Below are 576 nucleotides of genomic sequence, written 5' to 3'. Positions count from 1 at the left end.
GGGCGTCCCCGCGCAGCGCCTGCTGCGGCGCGGCCGCCGGCGCCTCCCCGGGCTTCTCCTCGGCGGGCTCCCCCAGGCTCTCCACGTAGGTGAACTGCGAGCAGGCGTTGATGAACGGCTCCGGCGTCTGCCGCTGGCCGAAGCCGTAGACCTTGTGCCCGTCGGTGAGGATCCGCATCACCAGCGGGGTGAAGTCGGCGTCGCTGGAGACGATCGCGAAGCCGTCGACCGATCCGGCGTAGAGGAGGTCCATGGCGTCGATCACCATGGCCATGTCCGAGGCGTTCTTGCCGGTGCTGTAGGCGAACTGCTGGATCGGCCGGATCGCGTACGCGTGCAGCACCGCCTCCCACTGCTGCAGGTGCGGGCTCTTCCAGTTGCCGTAGGCGCGCCGGACGTTCGCGGCGCCGTGGCGGGCCACCTCGGCGAGGACCACGTCGATCTTGGCCGCCGGTGCGTTGTCGGCGTCGATGAGCAGGGCGATGCGCTTTTCGTCGGTGTTCACGCGTCGACTCTGCCACGGACCGGGCCCGAGCGCTCCACGGGGCGCGCGGCGTGACGCCCCCCGGGGAGCGC

General features: G+C 71.7%; 1 protein-coding gene. It reads right to left on the bottom strand.

Features of this window, described 5'->3' with window-relative positions; translation table 11 throughout:
* A partial coding sequence (locus tag ACXAGC_RS20470) for an NYN domain-containing protein (protein ID WP_474846855.1) occupies positions 1-505 on the bottom strand: 505 nt, incomplete at its 3' end.
* Positions 506-576: the final 71 nt, after the last annotated feature.

The organism is Alteromonas sp. AWJ4_197, from assembly GCF_056160285.1.
Note: the sequence above shows the minus strand (reverse complement) of the source record. Positions and strands in the feature narration are given on the sequence as shown.